Annotated in this window: 15 protein-coding genes; 7 read left to right on the top strand and 8 right to left on the bottom strand. The window is 41.0% G+C overall.

The features are described 5' to 3' along the window. Nucleotides 1-21: 21 nt before the first annotated feature. A complete protein-coding gene (locus ABM313_RS09250) occupies nt 22-2,559 on the bottom strand; it encodes a filamentous hemagglutinin N-terminal domain-containing protein (protein WP_434687480.1) in 2,538 nt (845 codons plus the stop codon). 374 nt (nt 2,560-2,933) lie between these two features. On the opposite strand from ABM313_RS09250, the gene ABM313_RS09245 reads away from it, so the two are divergent. After that, complete coding sequence (locus ABM313_RS09245; RefSeq protein WP_434687479.1) at nt 2,934-4,577, top strand: ShlB/FhaC/HecB family hemolysin secretion/activation protein; 1,644 nt, start codon at nt 2,934-2,936, stop codon at nt 4,575-4,577. A gap of 135 nt (nt 4,578-4,712) precedes the next feature. Here ABM313_RS09245 and ABM313_RS09240 read toward each other — a convergent pair whose 3' ends face one another. The 3 genes from ABM313_RS09240 to ABM313_RS09230 form a co-directional block, all read right to left on the bottom strand. Beyond that, complete coding sequence (locus ABM313_RS09240; RefSeq protein WP_434687477.1) at nt 4,713-5,897, bottom strand: coenzyme F420-0:L-glutamate ligase; 1,185 nt, start codon at nt 5,895-5,897, stop codon at nt 4,713-4,715. A 102-nt stretch (nt 5,898-5,999) separates the two neighbouring features. After that, the gene (gene trpA / locus ABM313_RS09235) at nt 6,000-6,794 is read right to left on the bottom strand and encodes a tryptophan synthase subunit alpha (RefSeq protein ID WP_434687475.1); all 795 of its coding nucleotides are present in this window, start codon (nt 6,792-6,794) and stop codon (nt 6,000-6,002) included. Nucleotides 6,795-6,912: 118 nt separating this feature from the next. Beyond that, the gene (locus ABM313_RS09230) at nt 6,913-7,152 is read right to left on the bottom strand and encodes a DDE transposase family protein (protein WP_434687474.1); all 240 of its coding nucleotides are present in this window, start codon (nt 7,150-7,152) and stop codon (nt 6,913-6,915) included. Between the two features lie 471 nt (nt 7,153-7,623). Here ABM313_RS09230 and ABM313_RS09225 point away from each other — a divergent pair, with 471 nt between their 5' ends. Continuing rightward, nucleotides 7,624-8,211 (top strand): DUF6272 family protein, encoded by a 588-nt coding sequence (locus tag ABM313_RS09225; RefSeq protein WP_434687472.1) that lies wholly within the window; start codon nt 7,624-7,626, stop codon nt 8,209-8,211. 86 nt (nt 8,212-8,297) lie between these two features. Continuing rightward, complete coding sequence (locus ABM313_RS09220) at nt 8,298-8,642, top strand: slr1659 superfamily regulator (RefSeq protein WP_434687470.1); 345 nt, start codon at nt 8,298-8,300, stop codon at nt 8,640-8,642. Here the strand turns inward: ABM313_RS09220 and ABM313_RS09215 are convergent, their stop codons facing one another. Continuing rightward, nucleotides 8,643-9,143 carry a hypothetical protein gene (locus tag ABM313_RS09215; RefSeq protein ID WP_434687468.1) on the bottom strand — a complete coding sequence of 167 codons (501 nt, stop codon included), beginning with the start codon at nt 9,141-9,143 and terminating at the stop codon, nt 8,643-8,645. It abuts the gene before it with no gap. A gap of 351 nt (nt 9,144-9,494) precedes the next feature. On the opposite strand from ABM313_RS09215, the gene ABM313_RS09210 reads away from it, so the two are divergent. Beyond that, nucleotides 9,495-10,610 carry a CobW family GTP-binding protein gene (locus ABM313_RS09210; RefSeq protein WP_434687466.1) on the top strand — a complete coding sequence of 372 codons (1,116 nt, stop codon included), beginning with the start codon at nt 9,495-9,497 and terminating at the stop codon, nt 10,608-10,610. Between the two features lie 32 nt (nt 10,611-10,642). Here the strand turns inward: ABM313_RS09210 and trxA are convergent, their stop codons facing one another. Continuing rightward, entirely contained in the window at nt 10,643-10,960 is a 318-nt protein-coding gene (gene trxA / locus ABM313_RS09205) for a thioredoxin (protein ID WP_094528793.1), read from the bottom strand. A gap of 345 nt (nt 10,961-11,305) precedes the next feature. Here trxA and efp point away from each other — a divergent pair, with 345 nt between their 5' ends. The 3 genes from efp to ABM313_RS09190 all read left to right on the top strand — a co-directional run bounded on the left by efp (nt 11,306) and on the right by ABM313_RS09190 (nt 13,055). After that, the gene (efp, locus tag ABM313_RS09200) at nt 11,306-11,866 is read left to right on the top strand and encodes an elongation factor P (protein WP_190576698.1); all 561 of its coding nucleotides are present in this window, start codon (nt 11,306-11,308) and stop codon (nt 11,864-11,866) included. Further along, nucleotides 11,867-12,358: an acetyl-CoA carboxylase biotin carboxyl carrier protein gene (gene accB / locus ABM313_RS09195; RefSeq protein WP_434687465.1), complete on the top strand. Its 492-nt coding sequence runs from the start codon at nt 11,867-11,869 to the stop codon at nt 12,356-12,358. It begins immediately after the preceding gene. Between the two features lie 460 nt (nt 12,359-12,818). Next, nucleotides 12,819-13,055 carry a hypothetical protein gene (locus ABM313_RS09190; RefSeq protein ID WP_434687463.1) on the top strand — a complete coding sequence of 79 codons (237 nt, stop codon included), beginning with the start codon at nt 12,819-12,821 and terminating at the stop codon, nt 13,053-13,055. A gap of 332 nt (nt 13,056-13,387) precedes the next feature. Here the strand turns inward: ABM313_RS09190 and ABM313_RS09185 are convergent, their stop codons facing one another. After that, nucleotides 13,388-13,924: a cyclic nucleotide-binding domain-containing protein gene (locus ABM313_RS09185; protein WP_434687462.1), complete on the bottom strand. Its 537-nt coding sequence runs from the start codon at nt 13,922-13,924 to the stop codon at nt 13,388-13,390. A gap of 509 nt (nt 13,925-14,433) precedes the next feature. Then, nucleotides 14,434-16,023, bottom strand: a complete 1,590-nt coding sequence (locus tag ABM313_RS09180; protein WP_434687460.1) for a glucose-6-phosphate isomerase — start codon at nt 16,021-16,023, stop codon at nt 14,434-14,436. Nucleotides 16,024-16,331: the final 308 nt, after the last annotated feature.

Here is a 16,331-nt window from a genome sequence, read left to right as displayed (position 1 = left end):
GGACGTAATCTTACAAACTGTTTATTCTTTGCAAGGCGGGAGTTTAGAGGCGGTAGAACTTTGGGCGGCGCGAGTTGGAACTGATGGCAATGAGGCGGTGATTGTTAACAGTGGTTTCTTTGTACCTGTGGGTTCACATTCCTGTACATCACCAGCATTTGCTTGTAAGTCAGCAGTTCTTGCAGTAGCGATCGCTTCCCCATTTAAGCCTCCATTCAAGGCATTCGCGACCACATTACTATTAGAGCTAAATGATTGGTCAGAAAGGAGAACTAAGACATTTGGGGGAATATTCGTTGTGCCAATACTAATTGCTCCTTCAATACCACTTCCTGTACTAGGCAATTGATCGATTGGCGGAACTGCTGGAAAAGCAGTCGGCGTGATTTTAGAGAACTTAAACGAAGTATCTTTTAAAATCACAATTGAAATGCTTAAAGGATTAGCTGCACTACCAGCAATAATTCTTGGTTGAGTGTCGTTGGGTAGGGTTAGTTCTATCCTTCGTGGATCTGGAGTAGTAGGATTATTGTTCTGTTGGTTAGCGTTAAAAACTACTAGACTAAGTGGAATACTTTGGTTACCGATATTCGCGGGTCCTTGAATTGGGTTGATAGCCCGAAAGCTGTTGCCTCTAATCGTGATCGTACTGTCATTTGGAGCATTATTCACAAAGCCAGATTGGATATAACCATTAAGAGTAACGTTGCCATTGTTGGCAATTAGAGAAACATTACTACCTGTAGCTGTAATTGATTTAATGCTTCCTGTGGAAATATTGCCATTTGTGCTAACAATCGAGACATTACCAGCAGTAATAGCGGGGTCAAAGAAAGTATTTCCTTGAGACGCGATCGTGATATCACCTGTGGCTTTCAAGTTAATTGGTGAGTCATTACCGCCATTGCCCAGAATACCAGCGATGTTCATATTCGCAGCCGTAAAATTAATCGCGCCATTATCTGTATTGATATTGACTCCAGAAGCGACAGTCAAGCTATTACCAGCCGTGACCGTCAACCCCACTCCAGCGTTCGCCATAAATATGCTGTTGTTAAAGGTGACATTGTTAGATGCTACGAGCGTCACATTTGCCACCGCCGCCTGAATTGTTGCAGGGGCAATTGTGAAGGTATTGACTGTATCTGCGGCATTAGCTACATCTACTAACGTCGCTGCTCCTCCGTTCTGCACGATAATGTTAAACGGATCGAGGAGCCAGTTGCCGATGCTTCCTTTTGGAGCAGCAGCATCAACAGTAGCATTTTGAATATTGAGATAGTTTTTGCCAGAGGTTTCGACAAAGCCGCCATTACCTCCGTTAAGCCCACCACGTACTGAGATTTTTCCACTAAAACTAGTTTTGTCATCTGCCCAAGCAATGACTTTGCCGCCATTTCCTGACAGTATTGCATCAGCTTTAATTGTTGATGATTGATCAACCACGGTGATTTTGGAATTGGGAATAATACCTTTACCCAAATAATCACCACCAATTAAGACAGTACCGCCACCGATCGCACCAGAAGCATTGAAATTTGCTGAAACCAGACCAACGCGATCGCCTAAAACATTAATCTCTCCACCTTTGTTCGTATTGCTAGACACATTGAGATGTCCTGATGCGATCGCCGTTCCCGAAGTCTTGGGAATTGCTGTTCCTGCCACCAGCACATTACCTGAAGTATCAACATTTAAGCCCGTCATATTGCGAAGGGTTGCTGAGCCTGTTAGCAAATTGGGTAAATCCTTCGCCTGAACTGAAGACTGAGCTAATTGATTTTGATCGGCGATGGGTAGTTGTAAACTCAGTAGACTGCCTTCGGGTGTAATTTTGACATACTTCCCATCAGGTACTGCGGCGATCGTGATTTTGCCTGATTCTGTGGAAATCGTGCCTGTATTAATTACCAAACCACCTACGAGAGTAATGCTTTGTCCTTCTTTAGCTGTGAGATTACCTGCATTAGCGATCGCTGCGACTGGTTGATCACTTGGGGGCATGGTAGTAGAACTAGCAAAACCAAAAGCTTGGGGTGTGCCAGTTAACTTTTTAACATCATCAATTACTGTATTCACACCAAACCAACCATTTCCCACTTGAATTCCATTTGCTGTAGTTGCGGTGAACGCCGCAGGAACATTCAAACTAGAATTAGAGCCAAAAATAATTCCCGCAGGATTTAATAAATAGAGATTAGAATTACCACCCGTAACCTGAATTAGTCCATTAATTACCGAAGTATTACCACCCGTAACCCGTGCCAGAATATTCTGGATGCTGGGGTTGGACATAAAGTTGGCAATCTCTCCCTGAGTTAAGCCAAATTGCTGAAAACTGTGATAGAGATTAGCGGCTGCCTGTGTCCCACCTGTGATGTTTAATTGCTGAGCATTATTAGCATCGGGAGAGACTTGTGTACCTAGATTCCCAACACCTTGATTTGGCGCAATTGACTGAGCGAATGCCGAACTTCCCATAACAAAGGGTTGCATCAGTAGTAGTGCGATCGCTACCCGTCTAATTTGCGCGAAATTACTCTTGACAACTACAGACATTTTGCTTCTCCTTTGTTATAACTTAGGAACAGATATTAATTGCTTTTAATTACCTTGATTTAGATAATATTTGTAATAAGTACTTGTACAAAATAAATTTTCAAAACCTATAAAGTTGCACCCTGCATTGGTGAAACTTGTAGGATCCGAATTTACATCAATTACGTCCATCTACTTAATTCTCAAATTCCTTAAACCTTTGAATAGTAAGGAGCGTTAAAAGACTCTTATAACATTTAAACACATTAACAATATGTCAAATAGTATTAACTTTTGTATATTGAATATAGGATCTAAAAAAAATTATGCTCTAAACTTGTGTTCTCAAGTTATTCTTTGTTGAACTGTCGCTAACCAAAATTGATATCAGTATCATGAGCTTCTTCAAACTAATTAGTCATTACCGATCGCTTTTTTTGATTTCTGGCTGTGTTCTGCTTAGCTTGGTAGAAACGGTAGCAGCAGAAACGGTTAATTCGGACAGTTCTCTAACTACACCAGCACCCATAGTTTCTTCTCCAATTGCTCAAGCGATCACAGTTAAAAAAGTTGAAATTATTGGTAGTACGATTTTAACTAGTGCAGAGCTAGCGACAATCTCTAAGAGTCTAGAAGGACAACAAGTAACTACCGAACAAATCCAACAGGCTGCCCAATCAATTACTAAAATCTATGCCGATCGCGGCTACATTACTTCTCAAGCAGTAGTCGATCCACAGAAAGTAGTTGATGGCACAGTTACGATTCAAGTTATTGAAGGAAGAATTGAAAAAATTGAAGTTCTTGGCTTAAATCATACGAACCCTGACTATGTGCGATCGCGAATAGAGTTAGGCACAGGTACACCTCTCAACACTGCTAAACTCGAAGATCAATTACGATTGTTACGTGCCGATCCCATATTTAGTGATGTTGAAGCGAGCTTAAAAGCAGGAAGTCAAGCTGATAGCAGTATTCTTGTCGTTAATGTGAAAGAAGCGAATCAGTTTGGTGGATTTGCTAGTATCGACAACTTCTCCCCTCCCGCAGTTGGTTCAGAGCGTTATGGTGGGGGCTTATTCTTTCGGAATCTATCTGGTAATGGTGATACATTCACCGCTTCCTATTACGGAACTACAACAGGAGGATCTAACCAATATGATCTTTCCTATAGTATTCCACTTAATCCAATGAATGGAACTTTATCTTTGCGATATTCTCCTAGTAACTATCGGATTACGCAGTCTCCTTTTGATATATTGAATATCCGTGGAAATAACAATTTATTTGACCTAACTTTTCGGCAGCCGTTGGTTAGAACCAGTGTAGAAGAATTCGCTCTATCGCTCGGCTATAGCTATCAAAAAGGACAGACATTTGCCTTTAACGATCTTGCTACACCCTTTGGGATTGGACCAGAAGCCGATGGCACAACCCGCACCAGTGTGATTAAGTTTGGGCAAGACTATACATTACGTGATTTATTTGGGGCTTGGTCTTTGCGATCGCAGTTCAGCTTAGGTACAGGTTTATTTGGTTCTACCAGTGTCACGACACCTAGTGGCTCTTTTCTAAGTTGGCTAGGACAGATTCAGCGTGTGCAATCTTTGGGAACTGATGCGCTCTTAATCGGTGCTTTAGATCTGCAATTATCTGCCGATCCTCTGTTATCTTCACAGCAATTTACCATTGGTGGTGGTCAGTCTTTGCGAGGGTTTCGTCAAAATGCGCGTACTGGCGACAATGGGATTCGCTTCTCCTTAGAAAATCGATTTGTGGTGCTTCGCAATGAGCAGAACGCAGCTTTGCTACAGGTGATTCCCTTTCTAGATGCTGGTGCAATCTGGAATCATGCCAATAATCCTAATACTTTACCCAGTCAAAACTTTTTAGCAGGTGGTGGGCTAGGTTTACTATTTACGCCCCTAGAGAAATTAAACATACGCTTAGATTACGCAATTCCCTTTGTCAATCTCAGCGATCGCGGTACAAATTTACAAGAGTCCGCCTTTTATTTCAGCTTGGGTTATCAGTTCTAGGCATGTTATACGAACCCCAAGAAAAATTTTGAAAGTGTTGCAAAGCAACGCTTTCAAAATTTTTCTTGGGGTTGATTGGAGAGCAAATTTCTGTAAAAAACAGAAGGACGGGGCTTTGCCCCGCCCCTCTGTTTTTTATGCACCACCATTGGGGCGAATCAAGACGATGGGAGTCTGTTCCGCCGCATTTCCCGCAGGATTCATTAGTAGTGCTTGATTGAGAAGTTTTTCGGAGGCTCCTGAAGTGGCTGCTAACACTTTGACACGGCGTAAATCATTGACATCGACGATCGCAGCTTCTAGTCCTGTGCCTGCTTTGATCTCATCAACCACTGCTTGAGGATCTTTAGGACCTAGAACAATAAATTGATCATAGGGTGGCAGAGTTCCTGTTACATCATCAATCAGTCGCGCCTGATCTCCAGCCAGCATATAAAACACACCAGGCACGCGCAGAAATGCTTTGGCTAAAGCACCGACAATAAAGGCAAAAGCAACGCGCCAAGCCCCTGACTCATTAATCAGTGATTGTAAACCGCAAGCTGTAGCGAGGCTAGATGTACTTTTAAAGTAATAGCAAAGACGCTTGGCTAACCACTTGGGCTTAATGTCACTGGGATGATAGAAATTGCCTTGCATAATTGCGATCGGAGTTTCCGCGATCGTCACGATATCACCTGCTTGAGCGTGACTCATTACATAGCGCTGCATTACCTCTACGGGATTATCTCCTGCCGATAAGATATGTGTGCGGATAGGCAGTACATCTGCGTCAGGTGTGGGTCGCCAGCGTTCCCTTTGATTTGCATCGGGGAACTGTAAGGGGATAATGCAATGCTTGATTTTTTCTTCACGACCTGCGGGACCATAAATTGTGTAATGAACACGTACCCATACAGTTTTTAGTTCTTCTAGGTTTTTGCCACTCAGGTCAATCTGAATTTCAACTCCTGTACTATGACTAGGGGTAACAATATATGATTCCCAATAGTTGTCATTGCGACTGGTGGCATTAGGATGGCGCGATCGCAATTGCACTTGGCTCTTGATCCCATCAAGACTGTTACTAGACAATATGGAGATTACAGGATCTACTTCTACTAGGAACACATCCAGATTACGAGTTTTGTTTGTGGCTGTTAGTAGTAATTCCAAACGATAGTGATCAGGTTCATAGGTCAAAAACTGCCAAATTCCACTATCAAACTCTAATAAATTGCCTTGACGAGTTGTGTATTGCCACTCAAACAATAACCACAACAGCGCAACTAGACCACCCAAAACCGCGATCGCAATACCCACACCAATCAAAATATTCATAAGCCTTAAATACCTACTTCCTAATCTTTAAGCCCTAATAGTAATGACCAATTTTTTTGTGAAGCAGCAAAGCTGCTTCACAAAAAAATTGGTCGCTAACCTTTAATCTCTACTAATAGATTGCTTCAGAGTTTTACAAAGTTCCGCGATCGCATGTAAGCCACCATCAGGCTCTGCGAGTTTCCTCACCATCGCACTACCAACGATCGCTCCATCGGCATTCCAATCGATTACTTGCTTAGCATGTTCAGGTTGCGAGATCCCAAAACCAACAGCGATTGGTTTATCTGTGATCACTCTCAGTTGCTCAATCATCGTTTTGACACCCTTAGCAACTTCAGTCCGCACACCTGTAACTCCCGTAGCACTGACCACATAAATAAAGCCCTGTGACTTTGCGGCGATCGCTGCTACGCGATCAGGAGGACTAGTGGGCGCTACTAATAAAATCACTTCAATACCTGCTTTTTGAGCGGGTTCTAACAAAACATGGGATTCTTCAAGAGGTAAGTCGGGTACTACTAGACCGCGAACACCGGCTTCATAAATTGTTTGTAAAAAATTTTCTACACCTAGATTCAAAATTGGGTTGTAGTAGGTAAATAAGATAATTGGCGATCGTAGTTCTGGCGCAACGGCTCGGACAACATCTAAAACTTTTTCTAGGGTTGTCCCATTCTGTAAAGCTCTTGTCGCTGCGGCTTGAATTACGGGGCCATCGGCAAGGGGATCAGAGTAAGGGACACCAAGCTCGATCATATCCGCACCGTTTTGATCCAAGACCCGCAAAGCTTTTGCTGTTGTCTCTAAGCTAGGATCACCAGCCGTAATGAATGGAATAAGAGCGGGTTGCCCTTTAGCTCGCAGTTCTTCAAATCGAGCGGAAACGGATATCATGACGTAAAAATTCCCACAAAATGTAGTCCCGTATTATAGTAGCGCCTCATGGCTACTTGTTACTGATACCAGTTCAAGCCAATAAGACTGAAGTCGGGGATTCGTAACGATTTCAGTCTTATTGGGGTTTACACTTTCCAGTGCGAATTAGTCCGACTCGTTTAGCGATCGCTTCACCTTGGGAGGCAAATGCACCCCATGTTTCTACAGCATTTAAAATTTCCTCGCGGCGATCGCTGTTGACAATTTCGCAAACACCAGTATCTCTTTTACAAATAAACCACTGATTTAATGCGTGATCATCGTGATCAGAGAGATGCTGTGAATTGTCAATTTGAGCAAACATAGGATTAGTCACAGTGGTAGATTACATGCATATAGCAGTCCTAAATAGTTTGTGAGAGTACATCCCTTTGGGACGCACTCTCACAACCCTCCAAATCTTATAACTCATTTAGGATCGCTATATAAGTAGCTCAACTTAATTAAAACCCAAAACCAGAATTTGTTCCGCCCGCTACGCGGGCGGAACAAACTTCTCGGTTTTTAGTTTACTTATGTCTAGCTACTTAGCAATATAGCAATCCTAAATGAGTTGTGGGAAGTTCAGTCCGTTCTTACTTGTCTCACAAATTCGTATAATTTTGTAAATTGTCTAGGAAGACTCTACTCAGCATCAGTACACACCGACGATGAAATCTCATAGTTTATGTGACTTAGCAGCTTGCATCATGTGCCTAAACGTAGTACAAGAAAATATAGGTTTGTTAAAGTTTTGTAAAATATTGCAAGCTACTTAAGAGATCCTAAATAAATACAAACATTACAAATGGCGTTAACTATGGCGCAAATTTTTGGAGAATTTACAGAAGATTTTTCGGAAAGAAGCGAGTTTTTGGTTCTCGGATTTTCTCCATCCTCTTTACCAATTCAACTGCGCTGGAAGACAAATGGACTTTCGGCTGATTTTCTAGGAGACTATGTTAAAAACTTTTTCCCAGGCGATACTAGCGCTGCTTTAAACAAACAAACTGAAGTACGTCATGCAGTTAGTTTCGTTTCTAATGAATTGCTAGAGAATGCAATGAAATATAGTGATAAAAGTGCAGGACAACCAATTAACTTGGAAGTACATTTGTTTAGTGATCGCCTAATATTTCTATCAAAAAATAGTGTTCATCAAAATGCGATCGCTAATTTTCAGACTTATTTACAAAAAATCACCACTGGTGATGTTGGAGAAATGTATATTAACCAAGTTGAAAAAAGTGTTGATATTGATGAATCTGAAAGCTCAGGGCTTGGCTACTTGACCATGATTATGGATTATGAAGCAGTCCTAGGGTGGAAGTTTGAACAGATTTCTGACAATAATCCCGTCACAATGGTAACAACAATGGTGCAGCTACCTCTCTAGCGACATATTTAAAAAATTATTAGAGTTGCTTCTAGTTAGTGTTACTAAACATATTAATCAAGTTTGTATTAGGAGATTTTTAAATAATGGAAGTTAAAGGAGATGATTATCGGGTCTGGTATGAACAATCAGATACAGTTATCTATTGCCAAGGATCTTTACGTCTAGCAGGTACAGAGGAATATGCCCCAATTGTCCAAATTTTAGAAAATGTAATTGCACAAAATCCTAAAAAGATCACTTTAAATCTCTGTGAATTAGAATTTTTAAATAGTTCGGGCATTAATGTTTTATCTAAGTTTGTGATCAAAGTTCGCCAAAAAGAGACCATTAAGATTACGGTACAAGGCTCTGAAAACATACCTTGGCAAGGGAAATCTTTAAAAAACTTGCAAAGATTAATGCCCTCTCTAAAGTTGGATTGGATTTAGCTAATTGACTTTCTTGGGAATATCTTTACTGATTTTATAGGTGATTTCGTTACGAATAATTTCCAAAAGGTTAGTGATCACGGCTGGTGAAACATGCCCATTATCTACCTCACGCCCTGAGACTTGTGATAAAAACGTCAAAATTTGTTTTGGCAAAATTAATGTCAGCCCGTTTTTGAGATGTAGTTCTAACTTACAAACTCCTGTAACTACAGGATAGACACTGTATTGACTTAACCCATTGATAAACTGTCCACCAGCATCAAAATAACTCAACTGGACATATCGGTAGGTAGGGGGCTGGCTACTAAACCCATAAAGCTCTTGCTTAATTAACTCAGAAAGTTCAATACAGTTATTAGCCTGTGCAAATGATAAACATTGCTCTAATGCTCTAGTTAATGGCAACTTATTAATTGCTTCTTCTGATTCCAGTCGCAATTCTAGAGCTGAGAGGATATCGTTGAGACTGGGGGCAATGCTAGTTTGAGGGGCTGACATGGTGATTCGCACTAAATAAATCTATTGCTAAGTAGCTCAGTATAGTTAAAAGCCAAAACCAGAGCTTGAGCCACCTTCATAGTGGGTAGCTCAAAATCCCCGATTTTAAGCTTACTTATGCCTAATTACTCCAAGTAAAGATTTCTTTACTTAAAAACCCTTACTGGGTTTATTTTTTAATTCCCAAAAATGTTGTCACACTTTCGAGAATTGGTATTACTTAGTAAAATTAGGGCATAAAACTCATAAAGTAAAGATGACGCTTTGCCCAACCTTTGCTGGATACAGTTTTCACATTAGACTTATGATAATCGGCTAAAATGAACTGCAAAGTTATTCTTGCCAAAGTTCATGCTCACTTCTGATCGCACTGTTAAACAAGAAAATACACCCGCCGTTATTGATGTAGATGTCCCTAAACGTGGGATGCCCGTCACGATCATTACAGGTTTTTTGGGCAGCGGCAAAACCACTTTACTCAATCACATTTTGCAAAACCAACAGGATTTGAAGGTTGCAGTTTTAGTAAATGAGTTTGGGGATATCAACATTGATAGTCAGTTGTTGGTGTCTACCGATGAAAACATGATGGAATTGAGCAATGGCTGCATTTGCTGCACCATCAATGATGGTCTCGTTGATGCTGTGTACAATGTCCTTGAAAAAGGCGATCGCATTGATTACATGATTGTCGAGACTACAGGTGTTGCTGATCCCTTACCGATCGCGCTCACTTTCTTGGGTACTGAGTTGCAGCACTTGACTCGCCTTGATTCGATTTTGACGGTCGTTGATGCTGAAGCCTTTACCTCTGAGCATTTCAAAAGCGAGGCAGCCTACTCCCAAATCATGTATGGCGACATTATCATTCTCAACAAAACCGATCTAGTTGGTGAAGAAAAGTTGCAAGAACTTGAGACTTATATCAACAAGACCAAGACTAAAGCAAGGATCTTGCGATCGCAGATGGGCGTTGTGCCATTGCCATTAATTCTAGATGTCCAAATTGACCAATCAGCGATCATTCCTACTAGTTCTTCCAGTCAAGAGGCTGATCATCACGATCATGGCGATCACGCCCACCACGACCATAACCACACTCATACCCATGAACATTGCCATGATGCCAATTGCCAAGAGGAGCATCACGATCATGATCATCATCACCATTCTCATCACCTAGATAACGACGGTTTTATCTCAATTTCATTCCAAAGCGAACGCCCATTTGAGCTTGATAAGTTTCAAAACTTTCTAGACAAGCAATTACCAATTGATGTTTTCCGTGCTAAGGGCATTTTATGTTTCGCAAATATTGACAATCGCTATGTCTTTCAACTGAGTGGCAAACGCTACGAACTCAAAACTGATGATCGTGGTAAATCTTTAAACAATCAGTTAGTCATTATTGGGCGAAATTTACACCGCGAAGAATTATTAGCACAGCTTACAGACTGTCTCGTTTAATCAAAAAAGCACCCTCATGGGTGCTTTTTTGATTATGCATGTACGGCTAGGCGATCGCATAGTTGATCGGCTTGAATTACCCCTTCAACTCGATCAACAGGCGCTCCATCTTTAAATAGCACCAATGTTGGCAAAGCATAAACTTTGTATTGCGAGGCAAGATCGGGGTAGTTATCAGTATTAATCTTTACAATTTGAACTTTATCTTTCATCTTTTCACTAACCTTGTCCAAAATCCCTGTCATCAATTGACAAGGACCACACCAAGGCGCATAAAAGTCTACTAGAACAGGCAATTCTGAACTTTCTAATAGCTCATCAAAACTACCAAACTGCTTTTTTACTGACATGTAGCGATCACTCCTCTAAAAACTCAATTCTATAACAATTGCCATAAAAGTAGGAGATGCTATTTTGGGGCTTTAAACCATCGGTAGAATTTCTCCAAATTTTAGTTATAGCTGTCGCCATGCTTGTTAGGACATAAAAAACAAATAGTGTGAGGCGGCGCGAAGCGCCGCCTCACACTATTTGTTTTTTGATTTGTCCTGATACAGGTGACTAGCTATAAAAACCAAAACCCAAAAGAGAGTTGCAGTGCTCCGCGCTGCAACTCTCTTTTGGGTTTTGAATTTTTTTGTCGCAAAGGTTACATCGCTAGGATAAAATTGTTACTGGCTATTACTCAATCTGCAATGATCTCTAGTAACGATTTTCGACCCGGCGTAACAATTGAACTTGATGGCGAAGTCTGGCGTGTAGTTGAATTTTTACACGTAAAGCCAGGCAAAGGTTCGGCATTTGTCCGTACCACTCTAAAAAGCGCTATGACAGGTAAAAACCTAGAAAGAACTTTCAGAGCTGGGGAAATGGTTCCTCAAGCTGTTCTTGAAAAAAGCTCTATGCAGCACACCTATAAAGACGGAGAAGATTATGTCTTTATGGATATGCAAAGCTATGAAGAAGCTAATTTGACTTCGGCTCAAATCGGCAGTCGTGTCAAATACATCAAAGAAGGCATGGAAGTCAATGTTGTGCGCTGGGGCGATCGCGTAATTGATGTGGAGTTGCCCAATACTGTTGTATTAGAAGTGATCGAAACTGATCCCGGACTAAAGGGTGATACGGCAACGGGTGGTAGCAAAGCTGCTAAGGTGGAAACTGGCGCATCGATCAATGTTCCTTTATTTGTGAATATTGGCGATCGCATCAAAATTGATACTCGTGAAGACACGTATTTGGGGCGTGAAAATTAGGTGGAATTTAGCTTAGATCAAGTACGTGAATTAGTCACGATTCTAAATAAGACGGATATTACCGAACTGACGCTAGAATCAGGCGATGTCCGTCTGAGCATCCGTAAAAGCGAAACTAGAGTTTCGGCAATACCTGTAGCTATGCCAACATCTACGTTCGTCTCCGCCGTAAACTCGGCAGCGATCGAGCATACATCTACAAGTTCTGTCGCCCATACCACTACAGTTGCTGACTCTCTTCCCTCTAAAAAACTCATTGAGATCACATCACCGATGGTTGGTACGTTTTATCGTTCTCCAGCCCCTGATGAAGCTCCGTTTGTAGAGATTGGTGATACTGTCAAAAAAGGTCACACAGTTTGTATCATCGAAGCGATGAAGCTAATGAATGAAATTGAATCAGAATCTTCTGGCAAAATTGTAGAAATTCTAGTAGAAAACACTCAACCAGTTGAGTATGGTCAAGTTTTAATGCGAATTGAAGCAAATTAACCCAAAATAGATCTGATTGACCGAAATTATCAATCAATTTACCTTTAGGGTATTCTTTGAAATTGATTCTCAGCACCAAAAAGATGAGTGGCAGCGCAAAGCACTGCCACTCATCTTTTTGGTTTTATATCCTAAGTAAAACTTACTTTGCTATACAATTTCAAAAAGTCTTTAAGTTTGGGTAGAAGAACAGAAAACAGACTTATAGCTGCTGTCGATTGTGTTAGGACAAAAGCAAAACCCAAGAAGAGAATGGCGGCGCGAAGCGCCGCCATTCTCTTCTTGGGTTTTATGTCCTCATACACTTGGCGACATCTATATGAATGATCTGTTTTTTCTATGCCTTCTGATATTTTTAGACCTCACTTAAGAGATATTGCGCTCAATTGTAAATAATTGTTAAGGTAATTACATCAAAAAAGTAACTTATCAAGCAACTTTCAATCTTAAGGAGAGAACTATGGAAACCAAATTTGACTTTAGTGGCGAAAAACTTTTCACCCCGATCGCTTTTCGTGAAGACTTTAATCAATTTGCGCGTCTAAGTGAAACCCAAGCTTGGTCAATGTTTTTTACAGCAAGTCGTGAAGATAATGCCCTAGGTTTCAGTAGAGCCGCAGGAAGATTTTGGACTGGATTAGTGATTGCGACAGTAGTGGAATCAATTCTTGGCGTTACTATTTTTCATGTGTTTTAAATTTACTATTTTACTTATCAAATCTCGATCTCCAATCTACTAAGCACGTAGACAAAATAAATTACAGAAACCCGTCAAGTTGAAGCCATGAAAGTTGCAACTTGACGGGTTTCTGTTTGTAATTAATTAACCTCAGTTCGGGTTAAATTTAAACTTTCTCCTAGAGAGGGTTCGCAGCGCATCTCTAGGAGTCAAAGCAGTAAAAGCATCGCGAAGCGATGCCGTTACTGCTTTGGCTTTTAAAATTTTGTAGCTTATCCCGAACTCACGTTAATTACGTTCATCTACTTGTGAGGCTTTGAGTTATGAGCCTTCGAGAAATAGAGGGAAGTCTAAGAACCACGTACATTTTTGATCAACCAATTAAATTTGGCTTCGGCTAATTCTAAGTTGCCGATCATAGACTGACCAAACCCACCTAGATGGGATTCTAAGTCATCGAGATCATAGCCATATCCAAGGCGGCTCACAGTGCCACGTAGGCGGTCAGAAAGGCAAAGACAAATAGCGCGATAAAATCGTGAAGAAAAATTTGTATCCTGTTGTAGTTTAGATAAGAGTTGTACTCTTGGGATGGATAGTACGATGCTTTCTTCTAGCGATCGCACACTAGCAAGGGGAGGGCGAGTGTCGATAAAAGATACTTCGCCAACAATTTCTCCTTCAGAAATTCTGGCAAGTTCTTTATGATCTTGTGACTCAATAGCAACACTGAACGCACCACTCACGACAATGTACAGAGCTTCGCTGATTTGACCTTCACGTATTAGTAAACGATCAGGTGCAATTTTCTCCCTTTTGCCTTTCTGGACAAACCAGTCAAGGTCACTATTATTAAGTTCGCTAAAGAAAAGTAAAATTTTCTTCACATTTAACCTCTGTAACTGGATAAAACGTAAGAAGTCATATTCTTGCAGATTCTTTTGTACAAATAGTAATGATAATTAAAAAATTTAAGAAATATAGCAATGTATATCTGTTGCCATTCTTGCTAGCACATAAGAATTAAATAGCGTAAGGTGGCACGAAGTGCCGCCTTACACTAGCTTTGTAAGGATATAGGTGACGGCTAGATTTAAGTTTTGCTTAGGACATAAAACCTCAAAGATAAGTGGCGACGCTTTGCGTCGCCACTTATCTTTGTTTTGGTTTTTGATTTGCCTTTGCTATTTCTTGCATTGGTGTAGTGATTTTAAGATTTCTAAATGTAACACCAATCCATAAAAGTGTCGCCCTACTTTTGTGAATTAAAAATTAAACCCATTAATGGTTTTAAAAACACAAAACGGCGTAGCCGTTTTGTGTTTTTTATAAAGATAAAGGCGTTAGAAATTGCTTGCTGCTTTTGTTTCGGGAAATTTATAAATTTAGGATTGATTTACAAAACCAACATCATTTTTAAAGTTGTTGGTTTTGATAGGTCTCCTTCAAATAGAATTTTGCAATTGGCATGAAGATGACGAGCGATGTGATACAAAGACTCAATCTCATCTAAAGCGTCTATTCTGTCTGCAATTTCTTCTAGAGAGAGAGAGACATCTGATGCTTTCAATGCATCCACAAGTTTCTTTTGTAAAGCAAGTACCTTTGCGCCAGCTTTTTTGCCAGCCTCAACACCTGGTTGATGATAAGCATTAATATTCACCAACGAAGCATAAAAACTTACAGCACGTTCGTACAGAGCAATTAATGCGCCAACAGTAAGTTCAGAAACACAAGGGATCGTAACAGTAATTGAGTCTCTACCATTTTCATATAGAGCACTGCGAGTACCTTGAAGAAAACCTAACAAATAATCGCCTGTGACAACACCTTCTTCTACTTCGGGATGTGTTTTTGCGGAGTCCTGTAACACTTCGATGAAAGTTGCAAAAAAGTTGGGAACGCCTTCACGCAGTTGTTGTACATAGGCATGTTGATCTGTAGATCCCTTATTCCCATAGACCGCGATCCCCTGATACACAGTATTGCCATCAAGATCTTTCTCTTTACCAAGAGATTCCATTACCAGTTGTTGCAGATAGCGACTGAATAACAGCAGCCGATCTTTATAGGGCAAGACCACCATATCTTTTTCGCCCTTGCCATTGCCCGTGAAGTACCATGACAACGCGAGAAGTGCCGCAGGGTTTTGACGAATATCTTCAACGCGAGTGGCTGCATCCATTAAACTTGCACCACGTAACATTTCGCGAATGTCAATCCCTTGTAAAGCCGCAGGTAATAAGCCAACTGCCGATAGTTCTGAAGTTCGACCGCCAATCCAGTCATACATGGGGAACTGATCGAGCCAGCCATTGGCGATCGCGTATTTCTCCAACGCACTACCAACACCTGTAATCGCGATCGCCTGTTTTGCAAAGTCTAAACCTGCTTGTTTAAAAGCAAACTCAGCTTCTTTCATGCCATTGGCGGCTTCAGGGGTACCGCCAGACTTAGAAATTACTAATACTAATGTGGTGCTGAGGCGATCGCCTAATAGATCAAGCACCAAGTCGATCCCATCGGGATCAGAGTTATCGATGAAACTGATTTTAAGGGGTACATCCGCCTTAGAAAAGCATTGGGCTACAAACTGAGGACCTAAAGCCGAGCCACCGATACCAATTGAGAGAATATCCGTAAACTTTGATGCCTGTGGTGGATGGATGATACCTGCATGAACCTTGTTGGTAAAGTCTTCGATGCGATCAAGAGTCTCAGTGATATCTTTACGCAATGCTTCCGTGGGGGCAATCTCAGGCGATCGCAGCCAATAATGTCCGACCATACGTTGCTCATCAGGATTGGCGATCGCGCCTGACTCTAACGCTTTCATATCTGCGAAAGCTTTGACAAACTTAGGTTGTATCTCTGTCACAAAGTCTGGCGTAAACCTGATCCGACTGATATCTACGTAAAGACCTAACTCTGAATGGTAGTACAGCCAGTCTTGATAACGTTGCCACAGTTCCACAGCCGAACTCATACGAACCTCACTTTGCTCTTTGTGAATAGCTTAAATGTGCATAGCTTAAATGTGCATAACTTAAGGGTTGTGCGATTTAATCAAGAAACCGATTTTTTGTGGTGGGGCTTTACCACCCCATAAAAAATTTGTTCTTTATTTTACTGCGCGTTCCTAAGGAGATGCACAGTCCCAATCGTAAGTGATAAATAGCAACCTTGTTTGATGTTATTTCTACAGATTGCGATCGCCTAGGATTTTTAGATTTATTGTTTTAAGCGCTATAGGCGATAAAAACGCCAAAATCGGTTATTAAGTCTACGTTAAGA

Source organism: Pseudanabaena minima str. Chao 2107, assembly GCF_051131155.1.
GTDB lineage: Bacteria > Cyanobacteriota > Cyanobacteriia > Pseudanabaenales > Pseudanabaenaceae > Pseudanabaena > Pseudanabaena minima.
This window is presented reverse-complemented; position numbering and strand designations above follow the sequence as displayed.

What these genes read in the sequence shown, in the direction of transcription:
- ABM313_RS09250 (WP_434687480.1), bottom strand. Translation starts at nt 2,559, where the DNA reads ATGTCTGTAGTTGTCAAGAGTAATTTCGCGCAAATTAGACGGGTAGCG.
- ABM313_RS09245 (WP_434687479.1), top strand. Translation starts at nt 2,934, where the DNA reads ATGAGCTTCTTCAAACTAATTAGTCATTACCGATCGCTTTTTTTGATT.
- ABM313_RS09240 (WP_434687477.1), bottom strand. Translation starts at nt 5,897, where the DNA reads ATGAATATTTTGATTGGTGTGGGTATTGCGATCGCGGTTTTGGGTGGT.
- trpA (WP_434687475.1), bottom strand. Translation starts at nt 6,794, where the DNA reads ATGATATCCGTTTCCGCTCGATTTGAAGAACTGCGAGCTAAAGGGCAA.
- ABM313_RS09225 (WP_434687472.1), top strand. Translation starts at nt 7,624, where the DNA reads ATGGCGTTAACTATGGCGCAAATTTTTGGAGAATTTACAGAAGATTTT.
- ABM313_RS09220 (WP_434687470.1), top strand. Translation starts at nt 8,298, where the DNA reads ATGGAAGTTAAAGGAGATGATTATCGGGTCTGGTATGAACAATCAGAT.
- ABM313_RS09215 (WP_434687468.1), bottom strand. Translation starts at nt 9,143, where the DNA reads ATGTCAGCCCCTCAAACTAGCATTGCCCCCAGTCTCAACGATATCCTC.
- ABM313_RS09210 (WP_434687466.1), top strand. Translation starts at nt 9,495, where the DNA reads ATGCTCACTTCTGATCGCACTGTTAAACAAGAAAATACACCCGCCGTT.
- trxA (WP_094528793.1), bottom strand. Translation starts at nt 10,960, where the DNA reads ATGTCAGTAAAAAAGCAGTTTGGTAGTTTTGATGAGCTATTAGAAAGT.
- efp (WP_190576698.1), top strand. Translation starts at nt 11,306, where the DNA reads ATGATCTCTAGTAACGATTTTCGACCCGGCGTAACAATTGAACTTGAT.
- ABM313_RS09190 (WP_434687463.1), top strand. Translation starts at nt 12,819, where the DNA reads ATGGAAACCAAATTTGACTTTAGTGGCGAAAAACTTTTCACCCCGATC.
- ABM313_RS09180 (WP_434687460.1), bottom strand. Translation starts at nt 16,023, where the DNA reads ATGAGTTCGGCTGTGGAACTGTGGCAACGTTATCAAGACTGGCTGTAC.